Origin of the sequence: Micromonospora sp. NPDC047740 (assembly GCF_043204735.1) — a bacterium.
Classification (GTDB): domain Bacteria; phylum Actinomycetota; class Actinomycetes; order Mycobacteriales; family Micromonosporaceae; genus Micromonospora.
Genome location: NZ_JBIDCT010000001.1, coordinates 264393 through 280862, shown reverse-complemented (window position 1 = coordinate 280862; position 16470 = coordinate 264393). Strand labels below are relative to the sequence as shown.

Sequence of the window (16470 nt, the reverse complement as noted above, 5' to 3'; positions counted from 1 at the left end):
TTCCCTCCTACTGGTCACAGCTTGGTGCGGTAACAACTTGGGTGGTCCATGGGGTGACGGTGGGGGTGACTACCAGTTCGGCCCTGCCGGCGCCGGTCTGCCCGGTGAGCAGCGTGACGTCGAGGGTCCGGGTCTGTCCGGGCTTGACCTCGACGTTCGCCACGGTGACCTGGCGGCGACGGTCGGTCCCGCTGCCCATCGCGGTGTCCCGCCCGTCGAGCCGGCCGCCGAGCACGGCCCCGCCGGTCGGGCTGTACACCGACACGAAGGTGCGGGCCGTGTAGGGGTCGCCGGCGAGGGCGGCGCCGGTGACCGACTTGTCCAGGCCCGACCGCGGCGCGGTGGAGTGCACCGTGACGCGCAGCCGGAGCTCCCGGCGCCCGTCGGACTGGCAGTCGCCGACCGTCAGGTTGGCCGAGAACCTCAGGTAGTAGCCGAGCTTCGCGCCGCTGCCGTCGTTGAGGAAGACGCCGACCGTCGGCACGGTGTCCTTCTCGGGGAGCCTCCCGGTCAACGGGCTGTCGCCCAGGACGCGCTGCTCCTCGGGATGGACACTCCAGAACAATATCCGACGCTCAGCGACAGACCGGGCGAAAACGGTCAAAACTTCGCGGGGATTGGGCGCCTTGGCGAAGAGGGTGTCGAACACCGCCGACGCCGCCTGCGCGTAGTACGCGTCCTGGGCGTGCACGTCCAGGTCCCGGTAGGAGTCGCTGAGCAGCGTCCGGACCACGGTGTTCGCCGCCAGGGACGGGCGGCCGGGCACCGCCACCGGCCCGATGACGCCGAGCAGGTACGACAGCACCACCGGATCCACCGCCAGCACCCCGTCCACCGTGGTCCCGGTACGCCGGCGGACCATCTCCCGGTAGAGCGCCGCCGCGGTCGGGAAGTCGGGACTGAGGTTGACGTCCGCCGGAAAGGTCCCCGGCAGGTCGGACCAGAGCCGGCGCATCTCCGCGTCCACCCGCAACGGCGGGTCGAAGTACTGCATGCTGGCGGAGGCGCCCTGCCCGGTCATCCGGATCTTGCCGCCGTCGGCGCTGATCACGGCGTACGCGCCGAACATCCCGCCGGTGGCGCGCAACTCCGCGGGGTTCTGCGACACCAGCAGGTAGCGGCGGGGGCCGTCGGCGCCGAGCAACGGCGGCAGCAGCCGGGCTCCCTGGTCCGCCGCGGCGGTCAGGCCGGCGAGCCGGTCGAGTTCGGCACACAGCCCGGTCAACGCGTCGCGCACCTGCCCGACGAGGTCGTCGGTCGGCACCGTCCGCAGCCGCTCGGTCGTCTCCCGCACCGCTCGATCCGCCGCGGACACCTCGGTGGACACGGCGCGCAGCCGGGCCAGGTCGAGCCGCCCCTCCTTGGGCACCAGCGAGGCGAGGTCGATCCGCAGCAGGGTCGGGAAGGCGAGCCGGGCGAGGTCGTCCACCGCCACCGCGATCCGGCGTACGGCGGAGAGGTTGTCCCCGGCGTACGGCGTCTGCCGGCCGAGCCACCAGCCCGGGTCACCGGTGGCGCTCTTGGCGGCGGCCGCCTGCGCCTGGAGCGCGGCGAGGGTCCGCTGGGCCCGGGCGGCATCCCCACCCACCACCTGGGCGCTGAGTTCCTTGGCCAACCCGGCGGCGTTGAGCAGGTGGGCCCGGGCCTGCCAACCCCGGAATCCGACCCAACCACCCAGCGTCAGCAGCAGCGAGACGACCACCAGCCCGATGAGCAGGACGCGCCGGACCCGGGCCCGGGTCCGCCGTCGGGACCTTGGCCGCCGACCACGCGACACACCGCTCTCCCCCACACCACTCTCCCAGGACCGAATCGGACAGACTTGTCGATGCATCGCTTTCTAGCACGAAACAGCACAGCATCGGCCCGATATCAGGCAGTTTGCTGCTTCGCGTCCTGGTTTGCGATATCGGCTCGCCTCTATCGGCGGGCGCGCGCCGGCGCCGAGACGTCCTGGAGCATCTGCTCGATCCGGTCGACGCCGGCCCGCAGCGACATCTCCCGCAGGTAGGCGTCCCGCCCCCGGCGGCCCATGTCGACCCGGGCGGGCGGCGGGATCGTCGACGCCAGCCAGAACCGGTCCGCCAGCGCGGCCCAGTCCTCCGGCGGGCAGGACAACCCGGCCCGGGCCCGCTCCACGAGCGCCACCGTGTCGCCACCGGCCGAGGCCACCACCGGAGAGGCACAGGAGAGGGCGGCCTGGAGCTTGCCGGGCACCATCCCGCGCAGCTCGGGCAGGTCGCGCAGCATGACGAGCTGGTAGTCGGCCGCCGCGTACAGCGCCGGCATGTCCAGCGGCGAGCGTCGCTCCACGAAGCGGACATTGTTCGCCCGGAGCTCGGCGGCGAGCCCCCGCACCCGCCGCTCCTCCGCTCCGGAACCCACCAGGACCAGATCCATCCGGTCGTCCAGCGCGGCCGCCGCGCGCACCGCGGTCTCCAGGCCCTGCCGTACGCCGATCGTTCCCGCGTGCATCACCACGCACCGGCCGTCGCGGCGGATCAGCTCCCGCGCGGCCGGGCTGGGCTCGGTCGGCCGGAAGATCCGTTCGTCGGTCCAGTTGAGCACCACCCGCACCCGGTCCGGGTCGGCGCCGGCGGAGACGACCAGGTCCCGCATGGACGGCGCGGTGACGGCGATGCCGCCGGCCTCCTGGTAGATCCGGCGCAGGGTGGCGCCGAGCCGCCCCGACCACCGGCGGCCCTCGTCGGGCCGGGACGAGTCCTCCTCCGGCCAGACGTCCTGCACGTGCAGCACGGTCGGTACCCGGCCGAGCAGCCGGACCAGGGCGGCCGCGGCGAAAGTGGCCGCCGGCAGCTGGAAGACGTACAGGGCGTCGACGTCACCGAGGTAGCGGCGACCGGTCAGCGCCACACTGCCGGCGAAGGAGAGCCAACTGGCCATCCGCGCTCCGGCCGAGCCGTCGCCGCCGGCGTACCGGGGCACCCGGCGGACGGTCAGCCGCTCGCTGTGCGTCTGGTGCCGCCACCGCTGCCGCCAGCCCGGATAGACGTGACCACCCGGGTAGTCCGGGAAACCGGTGAGCACGCGTACCTCGTGACCCCGGGCGGCCAACTCCTCGGCGAGGCTGCCCGGGATGAACGCCGGCTCCGGCGGGAAGTGGTAGGACAAAATGCCGATCTTCATGGCCGCGCTCCCGGTGCGGTATCCCGGCGCCCGACCCGACGCACCCCGTACCATGCACGCATCCCCTCTGCGTCCGGCCGCGATCGCCGGAATTCCGCCGTCGCGGCGATCAGCCGCGCCACCGTGCCGACGAGAGGGGTGCAGATGGTCGACGGGGTGCTCTTCGTCTGCCACGCCAACCTGTGCCGGTCCCCCATGGCCGAGTTCCTCGCCCGGCGGCTGCTCCGCGATCTCCCGGTCACCGTGACCAGTGCGGGCACCGACGCCGTCGACGGCGGGACCATGCACCCGTACGCGGTCGCGGTCGCGGCCGGGACCGGCGTGGATCCGGCGGCGTTCCGCACCCGGCGGCTACGCCCGGAGCATCTGACCCGGGCCACGCTGGTGCTGACCGCCACCCGGCGACAGCGTTCCGTCTGCACCGCGCTGGCCCCGGCCGCGCTGCACCGGACCTTCACCCTTCGCCAGTTCGCCCGGCTGGCCGCCGCGGCCGAGGCCTCCACCGGGGCCAGCGGGACCCCGCTCCGCGCGGCGGTGGCGGCGGCCGCCCGCGCCCGGGGGCGGCTGCAACCCGCCACCCTCGACGCGGACGACCTGGGCGACCCGATCGGTGGCTCACCCGCCGACTTCCGGCGCTGCGCGGAGGAGATCGAGCGGTCGATCCGACCCGTGCTGGCACTCATCGCGACAGCCGGGTGAGTTCCTGGGTGCGGTCGCCCAGCGGCGCCCCGGGCTCGCCGCGCCGGGCGACACCCGCCCGGTCGGTGGGTACGGACGACGCGGCCGGCGGAACGACCACCTTGTACGCCTCGTACTGGTAGGCGTCCGCCCGGGCCACCTTGGCCATGTTCAGCACACAGCCGAGCAGGCGCACCGACACCGAGTGCAGTGCCCGGGACGCCGCGGCCACCTGGCTGCGCGAGGTCCGCCCCTGCTGGGTGACCAGCAGCGCGCCGTCCGCCTGCACGGCCACCACCACGCCGTCGGTGACGGCGAGCAGCGGAGCGGTGTCGATGACCACGATGTCCGCCGACTCCCGCAGGGCGACCAGCAGGTCCGCCATCGCCTTGGAGCCGAGCAGCTCACTCGGGTTGGGCGGGGTGGCGCCGCTGGGGAGCACGAGCAACGACTTGTCGCCCCACCGCTGCACCACGTCGCCCACCTGGACGTCACCCACCAGCACGTCGGTGAGGCCCACCCCACCGTCGACCCCGAGGTAGTCGGCGACCTTGGGACGGCGCAGGTCGGCGTCGATGAGCAGCACCCGCCAGCCCGCCTCGGCCAGCGCGATCGCCGTGTTGCAGGCCATGGTGGTCTTTCCCTCGCCCTGCAGGGCGCTGGTGACCGCGATGACCCGGGCCGGCTCGTGTACGTCCACAAAGCGCAGGTTGGTGCGGAGCTTGCGGACCGCCTCGGCGCGGGGCGAGTTGGCCGCGTCGCCCACGATCAGCGGAGCCGCCTTGGCCCCGGAGTCGAACGGGATCTCGCCCAGCAGCGGGCTGCCGGTCACCCGCTGGAGCGCGGCCGCGTCCCGCATCCGGACGTCGGCGACGCCCCGCAGCACGGCCAGCCCCGCGCCGAGCAGCAGGCCCAGCAGTCCACCGATGACCAGGTTGCGCACCGGCTGCGGCGCCACCGGGCTGGAGGTGACCCGGGGGCCGCTCACGATCTCGATCTTGACCGGTGGCGACTTGCCGTCCGCGGGCGTCTCCACCTTGCGCACCAGCTCCACGAACTTGGCGGAGAGCGCCTCGGTGGTCTGCAGCGTCCGGGTCTGGTCGGTGTCGGTGAAGGTGGCCTTCAGCAGCACCGTGCCGGCCTCGGTGGAGGTGCTGATCCGGCGCTGCACCTGGTCGGCGGTGAGGCCGAGCGGGCTCTCCGTCACCACGCTCTGCGCCAGCCGGTCGCTGGTCAGCAGGTCGGCGTAGGACTTCACCCGCTGCTGGAGGAAGAGGCCGCCCTGGTAGGCGTCGGTGACCCCCTGGCTGGGCGTGGTGACGAAGAAGGTCACCGAGCCCTGATAGCTGGGTGGCGTGCGGACCGTGATCAGAGCGGCCGCCCCCACGGCGACCATCACGGTGACCAGAACGATCCACCAGTGGCGTCGGACCAGCCGCAGGTAGCTGAGAACGTCCATCACGCTCCCCCTCGCGACACGCCGATCAGCCGATGAAACTGCACGAAAGCCCCCTAAAACGCCCAGTTGCCATGCCAGGATCGAAAGCGCATATACATCACAGTAAGCGACCGGACGAATGTAAACGATTAGAAGCGCTCATACGGTCTAAATCCTTCCATTCCCGGTTCGGACGCAGAGGACATCCATGGATCGCGAAGCAACCGCCGCCGCCCGGCCCCGCGACTGGGTCACCCGCCGCACGGCCACCCTGTCTCTGTTAACGCTGGACACCGCCGCGTGGTGCGGCGGATTTCTCGGCGCGGCGTGGACCCGTTACGAGTTCGAGCTGACCGCCGTCCGCGGCGTCCGGGTGCTGACCGTGGCGCTCGGCTGCGCCGCGCTGTACGCGGTGCTCACCCTGCTTCGCTTCCGGATGTACGGGCGGCACCCGATCGGCAGCGCCGGCGAGGCCCGCGGGCTGGCCGGCCGGGCCGCGACCGCCGCGCTGGCCACCCTGGCCTGCCTGCTGCTGCTGCCGTGGACCGAACGGCCGACACCGGCCACCACCCCGCTGCTCGGCGGCGCGGTCGCCCTGGTGCTGATGGCCGCCGGCCGCGCCGCCTGGCGGACCCGGCAGGAACGACACCGCCGGCCGGTCCGCGCCGCGGAGCGGTGCCTGGTCTACGGCGTGGACGCGGCCAGCGAGCGCCTGGTCCGGGTGCTCCTCGGCGATCCGCAGGGCCGGTACCAACCGGTGGGCCTGCTCGACGACGACCCCGCCAACCGGCGGCTGCGCCTGGAGGGGCTGCGAGTGCTGGGCGGTCGGGAGCAGATCGGCTCGGCGGTGCGGGCGACCCGGGCCGGCACCGTGATCTTCTCGATGAGCGGCTCGGACGCGGCGCTGCTGCGGGACGTGCGCGCTGGCACGCTCCAGGCCGGCGCCGCGTTCAAGGTGCTCCCCCCGGTCCGCGAGCTGCTCGACCGTCCGGTCGCGGTCACCGACGTCCGGGACATGCAGCTCACCGACCTGCTCGGGCGGGCGCAGCGGGTGGCCGAACTGACCGTGGAACGCAGCGGCCTGGCCGGGCGGCGGGTCCTGGTCACCGGCGCCGGCGGCTCCATCGGCTCCGAGCTGTGCCGGCAGATCGCCCGCTGCGAGCCGGGTGAGCTGATGATGCTCGACCGGGACGAGTCGGCCCTGCACGCCCTGCAGATGTCCCTGCACGGCCGGGCGCTGCTCGACGGCCCGGAGCTGATCCTGGCCGACATCCGCGACGCCGAGGGCATCGCCCGGATCATCGCCGACCGGCAGCCGGACGTGGTCTTCCACGCGGCGGCCCTCAAGCACCTCACCATGCTCCAGCGGCACCCCGGCGAGGCGATCAAGACCAACGTCTTGGGCACCCTCAACGTCCTGGAGGCGTGCCGGGACGTCGCCGAGTTCGTCAACATCTCCACGGACAAGGCGGCCAACCCGACAAGCGTGCTCGGCTACTCGAAGCGGATCACCGAGCGGCTCACCGCCCACTTCGCCGACCAGCTCGGCCGGGCGTACCTGAGCGTCCGCTTCGGCAACGTGCTCAGCAGCCGCGGCTCCGTGCTGACCGCGTTCCAGGCGCAGATCCGGGCCGGGGTGCCGATCACCGTCACGCACCCGGAGGTGACCCGCTACTTCATGACCGTGCAGGAGGCGGTGCACCTCGTGCTCCAGGCGGCCACCATCGGCCGCGGCGGTGAGGCGCTGGTGCTCGACATGGGCGAGCCAGTACGCATCGCCGACGTCGCCCGCCGGCTCGCCGCCGAGGCGGACCACCCGGTCGACATCGTCTACACCGGGCTGCGGCCGGGCGAGAAGCTGCACGAGCACCTGTTCGGCGCCGACGAGGCGGACAGCCGGCCGCTGCACCCGCTCATCTCGCACGTGGCGGTGCCGTCGCTCGCCCCGGAGGAGGTACGCGGGCTGGACCCGTACGCCGACCCGGACGAGTTGGTCAAACGGCTGGCGGCGCTCTGCGACCACGTCCACGCGTCGCTGCCCGTGCTGCCCGGGCAGCGCTGAGCCGGGCGTGGTGGGCGCTTCCGCCCGGCGGCTGAGCGAAGCTTCCCACCGGCCCGGATCGGCACTGCCGCCGTCGCCGGGATAGGGTCGAAACCGGTGTGCCGGGAAGTCTGGTCGGCGAGTTCCTTGCCGTCGACGAGCCGGAGTTGGACACCGCATGACCAACCGCACCCCGCGCACCCGCCTGCCCGAACGCCTCCTCTCCCGCCGTTCCTGGCCGGAGGCACGCTTCCTGGCCGACGTGCTGCGTACCGAGACGGTGGGCGGCGCGCTGCTGCTGCTCGGTGCGGTGATCGCGCTGGCCTGGGCCAACTCCCCCTGGCGGTCCGCGTACGCGGAACTGGGCCGCTGGGTGCCGTGGCCCGGCGGCGGGGCGCTGCACCTGGACCTCGGCCTCGCCGCGTGGGCCGCGGACGGCCTGTTGGCGATCTTCTTCTTCGTGGTGGGCCTGGAGCTCAAACGCGAGTTCGTGGCCGGGGACCTGCGGGACCCGCGGCGGGCGACCGTGCCGGTGGTCGCCGCGATCGGGGGCATGCTGGTGCCCGCCCTCTGCTACGTCGCGGTGGTCCTCTCCACCGGCGGGGCGGGACTGCGCGGCTGGGCCATCCCCACCGCCACCGACATCGCCTTCGCCCTCGCCGTGCTGGCAGTGGTCAGCTCACACCTGCCGCAGGGGCTGCGCGCCTTCCTGCTCACCCTCGCGGTGGTCGACGACCTCTTCGCGATCATCATCATCGCCGTCTTCTACACCGCCGACTTCCGCCCGTTGCCGCTGCTCGCGGCGCTGGCACCGATCGCCGTCTTCGCGCTGCTGGTGCAGCGGCGGCGGACCTGGTGGTGGGCGCTCATCCCGCTCGCCGGGCTCGCCTGGACCCTGGTGCACGCCTCCGGGGTGCACGCCACGGTCGCCGGGGTGCTGCTCGGCTTCACCGTGCCCGTGCTGCCGTCCCGGGCCGGCGGACCGGGACTGGCGGAGCGGCTGGAGCACAGGTGGCGGCCGGTGTCGGCGGGCTTGGCGGTGCCGGTCTTCGCGTTCTTCGCCGCCGGCGTGTCGCTGGTCGACGTCGACCTGGGCGCGGTGCTCACCGACCCGGTCGTGCTCGGGGTCGCCGCCGGTCTGGTGCTCGGCAAGACGGTCGGCGTATTCGGCTCGACGTTCCTGCTCGCGCGGTTCACTCGGGCCGAACTCGACGAGGAGATCACCTGGGCGGACCTGCTCGGGCTGGCGCTGCTGGCCGGCATCGGCTTCACCGTCTCGCTGCTCATCGGTGAGCTGGCCTTCGGCGCCGGCAGCCCGGAGGACGACCGGGTGAAGACGGCCGTGCTGCTCGGCTCGCTGATCGCGGCCACGCTGGCCTCGACCGTGCTGCTGCGCCGCAACCGGGTGTACCGGCGGATCTCGGAGCGGGAAAGCCGGGACGCCGACGGCGACGGCATCCCAGACGTCTACCAGAAGCGGACCACGTAGCGCGGGCGGCGTGGCCGATCAGCGCCGGCGGTCGGCCGTGCGCTCCTCCTCCGGCTCCTCCCGTTCCTCGGTCTCCTCCTCGACCGCCTCGGCGTACGGCTCCATGAGGTCGTCGGCCGGCACCGCGACCTCCTCGGCCAGGTCCTGCTCGTCGGGGCGCGCGCCGGGCGGCGGCTCGGGAGCGGTGGTCTCCCCGGCGAAGCCGTACTCGTTGGGCTCGTCGTGCCTGGCCATGCGCTGACCTCCCGGTCGTCCGAAGGTTCGCCTCTCCTGCCGCCCACGCTAGGCGTCCGGCGTCGCCGCCGCAGGGCGGCACAGATCTTCGTAACCGGGGGCCGGCCTCGACGATCCCCTCGGGCGTGCGCCGCCGCCGCGACCCACGCGGTCGCGGCGGCGACACCCCGCGGACGACTCAGGTCAGCTCGTGGACCGCCTCCAGGATCAGCCACAGGCCGGAGATGGCAAAGAGGATCGCCGCGCCGTACCGGATGGTCTTCTCCGGCAGGTGCTTGCCGAGCAGCCGGCCGACCATGATCGCCAGGGCGTCGGCGGCCACCATGCCGATCGTGGAACCGAGCCAGGTCCCGAACCAGCCGTACTTGGTGGCCAGGGTGATGGTGGCCAGCATGGTCTTGTCACCCAGCTCGGCCAGGAAGAAGGCGACGCCGACGGTGATGATCGCGGACTTGCTGCTCTTCTCGGCCTTGCGCTTCTCCTCCTCGGTGAGCTTGTCGCCGCGCAGGGTCCACGCACCGAAACCCAGGAACGCCACACCGGCGATGAGCGAGATCCAGGTGGTGGGCAGCGCCGCGTGCAGCCCGTACCCGATCGCCACCGAGGCCAGGTGCACGATGGCGGTGGCGACGGTGATGCCGATGAGCACCGGCACGGGCTTGAACCGCGTGGCGAACGTGAGGGCCATGAGCTGGGACTTGTCGCCCAGCTCGGCGACGAAGATGACGCCGAAGCTGATCACCAGCGCGACGAGGAAACCGTCCATGTGAACCTTCCCGATCAAGCCGGGAGGAGGTACGGGGGCGCCCTCGACCCGGCTGCGACAGCCTGAGTCGAAGGTCTCGCCCGCCCCGGGGACCGGGGCCGCGTGGCCGGATGCGGAACGCACCAGTATGTCGACCACGACATTGGGGGCTACTCCCCTTCGCGCCGCCCAGCCTAGCCCACCCCGGCCGGCGGGGTCGCCGCGGGTGAACAGGCTCACCGCGGCGGCCCCGGACGCTCAGTCGGCCCGGGCGAGGGTGACGCCGAACAGTCCGTCCGGGTCGGTCCAGAACGCCTGCGTGGCGAAGCCGGCGTCGGTCAGCTCGGCCGCGATCCCCTCCGGGTGGAACTTCGCCGAGATCTCCGTCCGCAGCTCCTCACCGGCGGCGAACCCGACGTCCAGGTCCAGCACGTGCACCCGCATCGGGCGTTCGGCGCGCAGCCGCATCTCGATCCACTCGTGCTCGGGATCCCAGACCGCCACGTGGGTGAACGCCTCCGGGTCGAAGTCCGCCCCCAGCTCCCGGTTGATCACACGGAGCACGTTGCGGTTGAAGTCGGCGGTCACCCCGGCCGCGTCGTCGTAGGCGGGCACGATCACCTTCGGGTCCTTGACCAGGTCGGTGCCGATCAGCAGCCAGTCGCCGGCCTCCAGCGCGGCACGCATGGCGGTGAGGAACTCGGCCCGCTCCACCGGCAGCAGGTTGCCGACGGTGCCGCCGAGGAACACCACCAGCCGCCGGCCGCCGGTGGGCAGCCGGTCGAGCTGCCGGGTGAAGTCGCCGACGATGCCGCGGACCCGCAGCCCGGGGTATTCGGCGGCGATCCGCTCGGTGGACTCCCGCAGCGCGCTGACCGACACGTCCAGCGGCGCGAAGGTGCCCAGGCCGCCGTGGCGGGTGAACGCGTCGAGCAGCAGCCGGGTCTTCTCCGACGAGCCGGACCCCAGCTCGATCAGCGTCTTCGCCCCGGTCACCTCGGCGATCTCGTCGGCGTGCTCGGTCAGCACCGCCCGTTCGGCCCGGGTCGGGTAGTACTCCGGCAGCCGGGTGATCTCGCCGAAGAGTTCACTGCCCCGGGCGTCGTAGAACCATTTCGGTGGCAGCCACTTCGGCTGCGCGGTCAGCCCGACCCGTACATCCTCCCGCAGGCTGCGGTCGAGGTCCTGCTCCGCCAGGTAGATCTCCAGTGGCTCCGCGCTCATGAGGTGCCCCTTCCGTTGCCCGAACGTCCTGCCCTACCCGTGGAAACGTTGGTTCAGGCGGCCACCAGGTCCCGGGTTCGCACCCCGGTCGCGGTCGCCACCACCAGCCGCCCGTCCGGCACCGCCTGCCAGCCGGGGTCGTCGTCGAGAGGTTCCGAGGCCAACAGCACCGACTCGGGGGTACGACGCACCGACAACGCGTGCCCGGCCACGCTGGCCACCGCCGTCGTACCGTCGGTGAGCAGCAGGTTCACCCGCGACCCGGGCGCGGCCGCCACGACGGCCGCGACGGTGTCGGCCACCGCCCGCGCCGGATCCTGCCCGGCCCGCAGCCGGTGCCGGACCAGCGCCCACAGCAGCGCGGCGTCGGTCGGCGCGTCCAGCGTCAGCAGGTCGCGGACCGGCAGCTCGGCGGCGAGCGGCACCACCGTGTCCGGCCAGCCCCGGACCACGCCGTTGTGGCTGAACAGCCAGCGCCCCTCGGCGAACGGGGCGGCGGCCGTCTCCTGCACCGGCATGCCGACCGTCGCGGACCGGACGGCGGCCAGCACCGCACCGGCGACCGTGACCGCCGCGAGCCCGGGCAGGGTGGTGTCGCTCCACAGCGGCTGCGCCCGCCGGTAACGGACCGGGTCGCCGGTGCCCGGGTACCACCCGACGCCGAAGCCGTCGGCGTTGATCGTGCCGCCGCCGCGCATGTCGCGCGGCGCCCAGGACTGCCGCAGCAGCCCGTACGGCGGGTCGTACAGCAGGCTACGCAGGCTGACCGGCGGACCGAGGTACGCCAGGTGGCGGCACATCAGGCGGAACCGCCGCTCACGCCGGACCCCTCCGGTCGCTCACGCCGCCGCCTCCTCCGGCCGGGCGTCCCGGGCGCAGCGGAAACCGCTGAAGATCTGCCGCCGGATCGGGTAGTCCCAGTTGCGGAAGGTGCCCCGGCAGGCCGCCCGGTCGGTGCCGAACGAGCCGCCACGCAGCACCCGGTAGTCGTCGCCGAAGAAGACCTCGGAGTACTCGCGGTACGGAAACGCGACGAAGCCGGGATGCCCCCGGAAGGTGGACGAGGTCCACTCCCAGACGTCCCCGATGAGCTGGTGCACGCCGAGCGGCGAGGCACCCGCCGGATACGCGCCCACCGGCGCCGGCCACAGGTGCCGCTGCCCCAGGTTCGCGTGCCCGACCGTCGGGTCCTCATCGCCCCACGGGTAGCGACGGGAGCGCCCGGCCGCGGGATCCCAGCGGGCCGCCTTCTCCCACTCCGCCTCGGTGGGTAGGCGCTTGCCGGCCCAGGCCGCGTACGCCTCCGCCTCGTACCAGCAGACGTGCACCACCGGCTCGTCGTCGCGCACCAGCGACCAGCGGCCGAACCGGCGGTACGCCCAGCCGTCGCCGTCCCGCCGCCAGTGCATCGGCGCGCTCAGCTCCGCGTCGACGCGGTGTCGCCAGCCCGCCACACTCCACCAGCGCGGCTCGTCGTACCCGCCGTCGGCGATGAAGGCGCGGTACTGGCCGTTGGTGACCGGCACGGCGTCGATGACGTACGCGGGCAGGTCCACGGTGTGTGCGGGGCGCTCGTTGTCCAGCGCCCACGGGTCGGTCGAGGTGCCCATGGTGAACGGCCCGGCCGGCACCAGCACCTCGCCGCCGACCCGGCTTCGCGGCTCGGGCGGTGGTGGCGCGTCCAGCACCGGCACCCCGGCGCGCAGCTGGTGGGTGGCCAGCATGGTCTCGTCGTGCTGCTGCTCGTGCTGCACGATCATCCCGAACGCGAAGCCGTCCGCCACCAGCTTCCGATCGGTGAACCGGATCCCGTCGAGCAGGTCGTACACCTTGTCCCGGACGGTGCGCAGGTAGGCGCGGGCCTCGGCCGGGGGCAGCAGGGGCAGCGCGGGGCGGTCCTTGCGGGGCTGTTTGAACGCGTCGTACAGGTCGTCGATGTCGCGGCGTACCGGATCGCGACCGCCGACGTCGCGCACCAACCAGAGCTCCTCCTGGTTGCCGACGTGGGCCAGGTCCCAGACCAGCGGGGACATCAGGGTGGAGTGCTGCCGGATCAGGTCGTCGTCGTCCACCGCGTCGGTCAGCAGCGCGGTGCGGCCCCGGGTGCGGTCCAGCTCCGCCGCGATCCGGCTGCGCAGCTGCTCGCTGTCCGTACCCGGCCGCTCGGTCGTGGTCACCGGTGTCCCCTCTCCGCGGCGGCGCGGCGCCGCACGATTCCTCGACTCGTCTCCTCGTGGATCCCGGCCGGCAGGTCCAGCTCGGGCAGGGCCGCCAGGGCCAGGTCGAACAGTGCCGCCGCGGCGGCAGCCAGCGGGCCGTCGTCGAGCCCGTGCCGGGCTGCGGCCTGCCAGCGGTCGGCGACCGGGGTGGCGACGGCCAGCGCGTCCCGGGTGGTGGCCGGCTCGGCGAACAGCGCGGCCAGCACGGCCAGCGGCACCGTCCACTCCCGCCGCGGCTGGGCGTCCAGGTAGCGCACCTCCAGGTAGCCGCGCGGGCGTACCGGCGGGAAGAGCGTGCTGACGTGATACTCCAGGTCCTCGGTGGTCGGCGGGCGGGGCAGCGCCCCGGCCAGCCAGTCGGCGAAGGTGACCCCCGGCGGCGGGGTCCAGTCCGGACCGTCACCGCGGATGCACAGCAGCGGCGCGGCGAGCGCGTACTCGGTCCACGCGGCGAGCGGGTCACGGTCGGGCGAAACGGGCGACCAGACCGGCCGGGTCCGGGCCGGGTCGATGGCCAGCCAGGCGGCCATCCGGGCCGAGGCCCAACCGGTACGCCGGCCGGCGTACCGGTCCGCGGTGGCGAACGCGGCCAGCAACGGCGGACCGACGGCGTGCGCCGTCGCCCACCGCTGCGCCAGCTGTTCCGGCTCGCCCGCGTCAAGGCAGACCTGCAGGCTGGCCGTGCTGTACATCATGACCCGACCGGCCGGGCCGTGCCGGTCGAAGACGCAGCGCATGGCCTGGTAGCGGGGAGTTTCCACGACGGAGCGCGGGATCCGCCAGGGATCCAGGCCGGCGCGGCCGAGGGCGAGGCCGGCGGCGTCCAGCGCGGCGGTCAGCTCGGCGACGTCGGCCTCGGTGGCCAGGATGAGCGCGGCGATCGACGGTCGCGGCGCGGAGGAGATTTCCACCTGCCCGCCCGGCTCCACGGTCACGGCGCCGCCGTGCCGGAGCCTCTCGGCCGGGCTGGTGGGATCGATGGTGACGGGGCTGTGCCGCCCCAGCGCCCGGTGCAACCGCGCGCGGTCGACCGGGCGGGCCGGGTCCGCGGCGTCGTGCACCGTCCATTCCAGCTCGACGCCGGTGAGCGTGGGCGGACCGGTCTTGAAGCAGATCCTGGCGATGTACCGGGCGGCGGCGGCCTCGTCCGGCAGGACGGTCGTCCGGTCCAGCTCCGGTGACATCACCAAGAGAAGGCTCCTCTCCCCGTGCGGGGTGGGCGACCACGGTGTCGACGGGCGCCCCCACCGTCGCGGGTCGGGCGTCCGCGGTCCCACCCATCTTCTGTCTAGCAGACGGATCCCGCCCGCCGAGGGAGATGAATTTTTGTCCGAATCGGGTTGCGGACGAAGCCGGTGGGATCAGCCGTCGATGCCTGGCCCCTGCACCGCGGCCGGGTTGCCCACACCGGACTTGCCGCTACCCGATTTGGCGCTGTTCGACTTGCCGCTGTTCGACTTGGCGCTGTTCGGCTCGTCCGGGCCCCCGGCGGAGGTGGTCGCGCCGTCGGCCCCGGACGACGCGCCGGCGGACCCGAATTTGGCAGGCGCACCGGACGACGTGGCGGGCGCACCGGACGACGGGGCGGGGGCGCCGGACGACGGGGCGGAGGCAGCAGGGGACGGCTTCGGGGCCCGTTCCGGGACGAGCCGGAGGCAGAAGTCCTCCACCTGGTCCGCGCCGCCCGCTGCGGCGACCAGGTCGGCGAAGCCCGGAGACTCCAGCGCCTTGGCCCGCTGCGGTGGCGACTTGGCCAGGTAGGCCTTGCAGTGGCCGGCCAGCTTGCCGGCGCCGGCCGGCTGGCCCGGCCCATCGGACGGGGTCGGGGCGGCACCGGTGGTCGGGGATTGGCCGGGAATTCCGGTGCCGGTCGGGCTCCCGCCCTGGGATCCCGTCGGCGCCGCCGCGCTCTCCCCGCCGGTGCTGCCCGACGTGCTCGGGGCCGGTGGCGGTGCCGGTTGGTCGGGCCGGTCGAGGCTCACCGCGGCGAACGCGACCCCGGCGGTGGCGGTGGTGGCGAGCCCGGCGAGCCAGGCCGCCGCGCCGACGCGGAGGCGTCCCGGCCGACGGGGCGCGAGCGCCGGCGCCGGTACGGGTGCCGCGCGGGCCGCCCGGAACGCGGCGAGCGCCTGTTCCTCGCCGGACAGCTCGCCCGGCTCGGCGGGCGCTGCCGCCGCGACGAGCAGGTGGGCGAGCGGATCGGCGGCCGGCTGGCGGCCGGCACGGGACGCGTCGAGAAGACGGTCGGACTCCGCCCGGTCGGCGGGTCCGACGGATCGGTGAAACCTCATCCAGATTCCCCTCACGTCATCCGTCCGCCGGCTCGGCCTTGGGCGCGTTCGGCGCCGCTCGTCCCCGGCCGGTACGGGGGCGGGGTGGGGTGGCCTGCTCGGTCCGGTTGGACGCCTGGTGGACGTCGGAGCGTTCCAGGAGCGCGGCGAGGCGCCGGAGCCCCCGGTGCGCGGCGGTACGGACGGCGCCCGCCCGCCGGCCCAGCACCCGCCCGGCGGTCTCCGCGTCGAGCCCGATCACGGCGCGCAGCAGCACCGCCTCCGCCTCCCGCTGCGGCAGGGTGGCGATCAGCGCGAGCGCGCTCTCGGTGCCGATGGTCTCCCCGGCGCGCTCGGCGGTGTCGGCGTCCCCGGCCAGCTCGCTGAGCGCCTGCACCGGCACCGGCAGCGACGGCCGCCGGCGCTGCCGGCGGAGGTGGTCCATGGCGCGGTTGCGGGCGATGGTGACGGTCCAGGCGCGGAACTCCCCACCGGCGAAGCCGGGCAGGTCGCGGGAGATCTGCAGCCAGGCCTCGGAGGCGACGTCCTCGGCGTCCGCGCCGACCAGGGCGGTGAGGTAGCGCAGCAGGCCGGGCTGCAGGCTGCGGTAGAGGAAGCGGAAGGCCTCCTCGTCGCCCGCCTGCGCTGCGGCGACCGCCTCGCTCAGCTCACCGGTCATGGATTCGCCATTTCCGTTCTCGGGACCGACGCGTGCCGGTGCGGCGTGCCCAATGCCCGTTCCGGTCCCGGTGACCGGACCCCACCCGCACCATCAGCCCCCCGCTGACCTGATCGGCGCTCCGCGCGGAAACGTGCGGGCGCGCGCATGGACACACGTGCCGCGAAGTACGGTCCGTCGGCGGACATACCGTACCCGCGTCATGGGGCGGCCCAGAGCCGGGCTAACGCTAGGAGCGGCGGCACCGGCGGACAAGCCGCCACTCAACCGGGAAAGAGTGAGAATTCTCTACGGGCGGCCACGGCG

Annotated in this window: 14 protein-coding genes; 3 read left to right on the top strand and 11 right to left on the bottom strand. The window is 73.7% G+C overall.

Annotated elements, in window-relative coordinates:
• Positions 1-7: 7 nt before the first annotated feature.
• Together ACGF4F_RS01315 and ACGF4F_RS01310 are read right to left on the bottom strand one after the other, a co-directional pair.
• Positions 8-1777, bottom strand: a complete 1770-nt coding sequence (locus ACGF4F_RS01315; RefSeq protein WP_393073722.1) for a DUF4012 domain-containing protein — start codon at positions 1775-1777, stop codon at positions 8-10.
• A 143-nt stretch (positions 1778-1920) separates the two neighbouring features.
• The gene (locus ACGF4F_RS01310; RefSeq protein WP_357435722.1) at positions 1921-3147 is read right to left on the bottom strand and encodes a glycosyltransferase family 4 protein; all 1227 of its coding nucleotides are present in this window, start codon (positions 3145-3147) and stop codon (positions 1921-1923) included.
• 123 nt (positions 3148-3270) lie between these two features.
• Between ACGF4F_RS01310 and ACGF4F_RS01305 the strand changes: the two genes are divergently transcribed.
• Complete coding sequence (locus tag ACGF4F_RS01305; RefSeq protein ID WP_357435724.1) at positions 3271-3846, top strand: low molecular weight phosphatase family protein; 576 nt, start codon at positions 3271-3273, stop codon at positions 3844-3846.
• Here ACGF4F_RS01305 and ACGF4F_RS01300 read toward each other — a convergent pair.
• On the bottom strand, positions 3827-5284 hold the full coding sequence (locus ACGF4F_RS01300) for a polysaccharide biosynthesis tyrosine autokinase (RefSeq protein WP_357435725.1): 1458 nt from the start codon (positions 5282-5284) through the stop codon (positions 3827-3829). The genes ACGF4F_RS01305 and ACGF4F_RS01300 overlap by 20 nt on opposite strands.
• A gap of 187 nt (positions 5285-5471) precedes the next feature.
• On the opposite strand from ACGF4F_RS01300, the gene ACGF4F_RS01295 reads away from it, so the two are divergent.
• Both ACGF4F_RS01295 and nhaA read left to right on the top strand, forming a co-directional pair.
• The gene (locus tag ACGF4F_RS01295; RefSeq protein WP_357435727.1) at positions 5472-7325 is read left to right on the top strand and encodes a polysaccharide biosynthesis protein; all 1854 of its coding nucleotides are present in this window, start codon (positions 5472-5474) and stop codon (positions 7323-7325) included.
• 157 nt (positions 7326-7482) lie between these two features.
• Positions 7483-8793 (top strand): Na+/H+ antiporter NhaA, encoded by a 1311-nt coding sequence (gene nhaA / locus ACGF4F_RS01290; protein WP_357435729.1) that lies wholly within the window; start codon positions 7483-7485, stop codon positions 8791-8793.
• Between the two features lie 18 nt (positions 8794-8811).
• Here nhaA and ACGF4F_RS01285 read toward each other — a convergent pair whose 3' ends face one another.
• The 8 genes from ACGF4F_RS01285 to ACGF4F_RS01250 form a co-directional block, all read right to left on the bottom strand.
• Positions 8812-9027 (bottom strand): hypothetical protein, encoded by a 216-nt coding sequence (locus tag ACGF4F_RS01285; RefSeq protein WP_357435731.1) that lies wholly within the window; start codon positions 9025-9027, stop codon positions 8812-8814.
• A gap of 178 nt (positions 9028-9205) precedes the next feature.
• On the bottom strand, positions 9206-9793 hold the full coding sequence (locus tag ACGF4F_RS01280; protein WP_357435732.1) for a TMEM165/GDT1 family protein: 588 nt from the start codon (positions 9791-9793) through the stop codon (positions 9206-9208).
• Between the two features lie 237 nt (positions 9794-10030).
• Positions 10031-10996, bottom strand: a complete 966-nt coding sequence (gene egtD, locus ACGF4F_RS01275; protein ID WP_357435733.1) for an L-histidine N(alpha)-methyltransferase — start codon at positions 10994-10996, stop codon at positions 10031-10033.
• Positions 10997-11049: 53 nt separating this feature from the next.
• Positions 11050-11796: an ergothioneine biosynthesis protein EgtC gene (gene egtC / locus ACGF4F_RS01270; RefSeq protein WP_357435734.1), complete on the bottom strand. Its 747-nt coding sequence runs from the start codon at positions 11794-11796 to the stop codon at positions 11050-11052.
• A gap of 39 nt (positions 11797-11835) precedes the next feature.
• Positions 11836-13173, bottom strand: a complete 1338-nt coding sequence (gene egtB, locus ACGF4F_RS01265; protein ID WP_357435736.1) for an ergothioneine biosynthesis protein EgtB — start codon at positions 13171-13173, stop codon at positions 11836-11838.
• Positions 13170-14405, bottom strand: coding sequence for an ergothioneine biosynthesis glutamate--cysteine ligase EgtA (egtA, locus tag ACGF4F_RS01260; RefSeq protein ID WP_357435738.1), 1236 nt, complete (start codon positions 14403-14405; stop codon positions 13170-13172). Before egtA ends, egtB begins: the two co-directional genes overlap by 4 nt.
• Before the next feature lie 171 nt (positions 14406-14576).
• The gene (locus ACGF4F_RS01255; protein WP_357435740.1) at positions 14577-15506 is read right to left on the bottom strand and encodes a hypothetical protein; all 930 of its coding nucleotides are present in this window, start codon (positions 15504-15506) and stop codon (positions 14577-14579) included.
• A gap of 16 nt (positions 15507-15522) precedes the next feature.
• Positions 15523-16164: an RNA polymerase sigma factor gene (locus ACGF4F_RS01250; protein WP_357435742.1), complete on the bottom strand. Its 642-nt coding sequence runs from the start codon at positions 16162-16164 to the stop codon at positions 15523-15525.
• Positions 16165-16470 lie beyond the last annotated feature (306 nt).

Excerpts from the sequence above, each read along its gene's own strand:
- ACGF4F_RS01250 (WP_357435742.1), bottom strand. The coding sequence starts at position 16,164 with ATGACCGGTGAGCTGAGCGAGGCGGTCGCCGCAGCGCAGGCGGGCGAC.
- ACGF4F_RS01280 (WP_357435732.1), bottom strand. The coding sequence starts at position 9,793 with ATGGACGGTTTCCTCGTCGCGCTGGTGATCAGCTTCGGCGTCATCTTC.
- ACGF4F_RS01255 (WP_357435740.1), bottom strand. The coding sequence starts at position 15,506 with ATGAGGTTTCACCGATCCGTCGGACCCGCCGACCGGGCGGAGTCCGAC.
- egtC (WP_357435734.1), bottom strand. The coding sequence starts at position 11,796 with ATGTGCCGCCACCTGGCGTACCTCGGTCCGCCGGTCAGCCTGCGTAGC.
- ACGF4F_RS01300 (WP_357435725.1), bottom strand. The coding sequence starts at position 5,284 with ATGGACGTTCTCAGCTACCTGCGGCTGGTCCGACGCCACTGGTGGATC.
- nhaA (WP_357435729.1), top strand. The coding sequence starts at position 7,483 with ATGACCAACCGCACCCCGCGCACCCGCCTGCCCGAACGCCTCCTCTCC.
- ACGF4F_RS01285 (WP_357435731.1), bottom strand. The coding sequence starts at position 9,027 with ATGGCCAGGCACGACGAGCCCAACGAGTACGGCTTCGCCGGGGAGACC.
- egtD (WP_357435733.1), bottom strand. The coding sequence starts at position 10,996 with ATGAGCGCGGAGCCACTGGAGATCTACCTGGCGGAGCAGGACCTCGAC.
- ACGF4F_RS01295 (WP_357435727.1), top strand. The coding sequence starts at position 5,472 with ATGGATCGCGAAGCAACCGCCGCCGCCCGGCCCCGCGACTGGGTCACC.
- ACGF4F_RS01310 (WP_357435722.1), bottom strand. The coding sequence starts at position 3,147 with ATGAAGATCGGCATTTTGTCCTACCACTTCCCGCCGGAGCCGGCGTTC.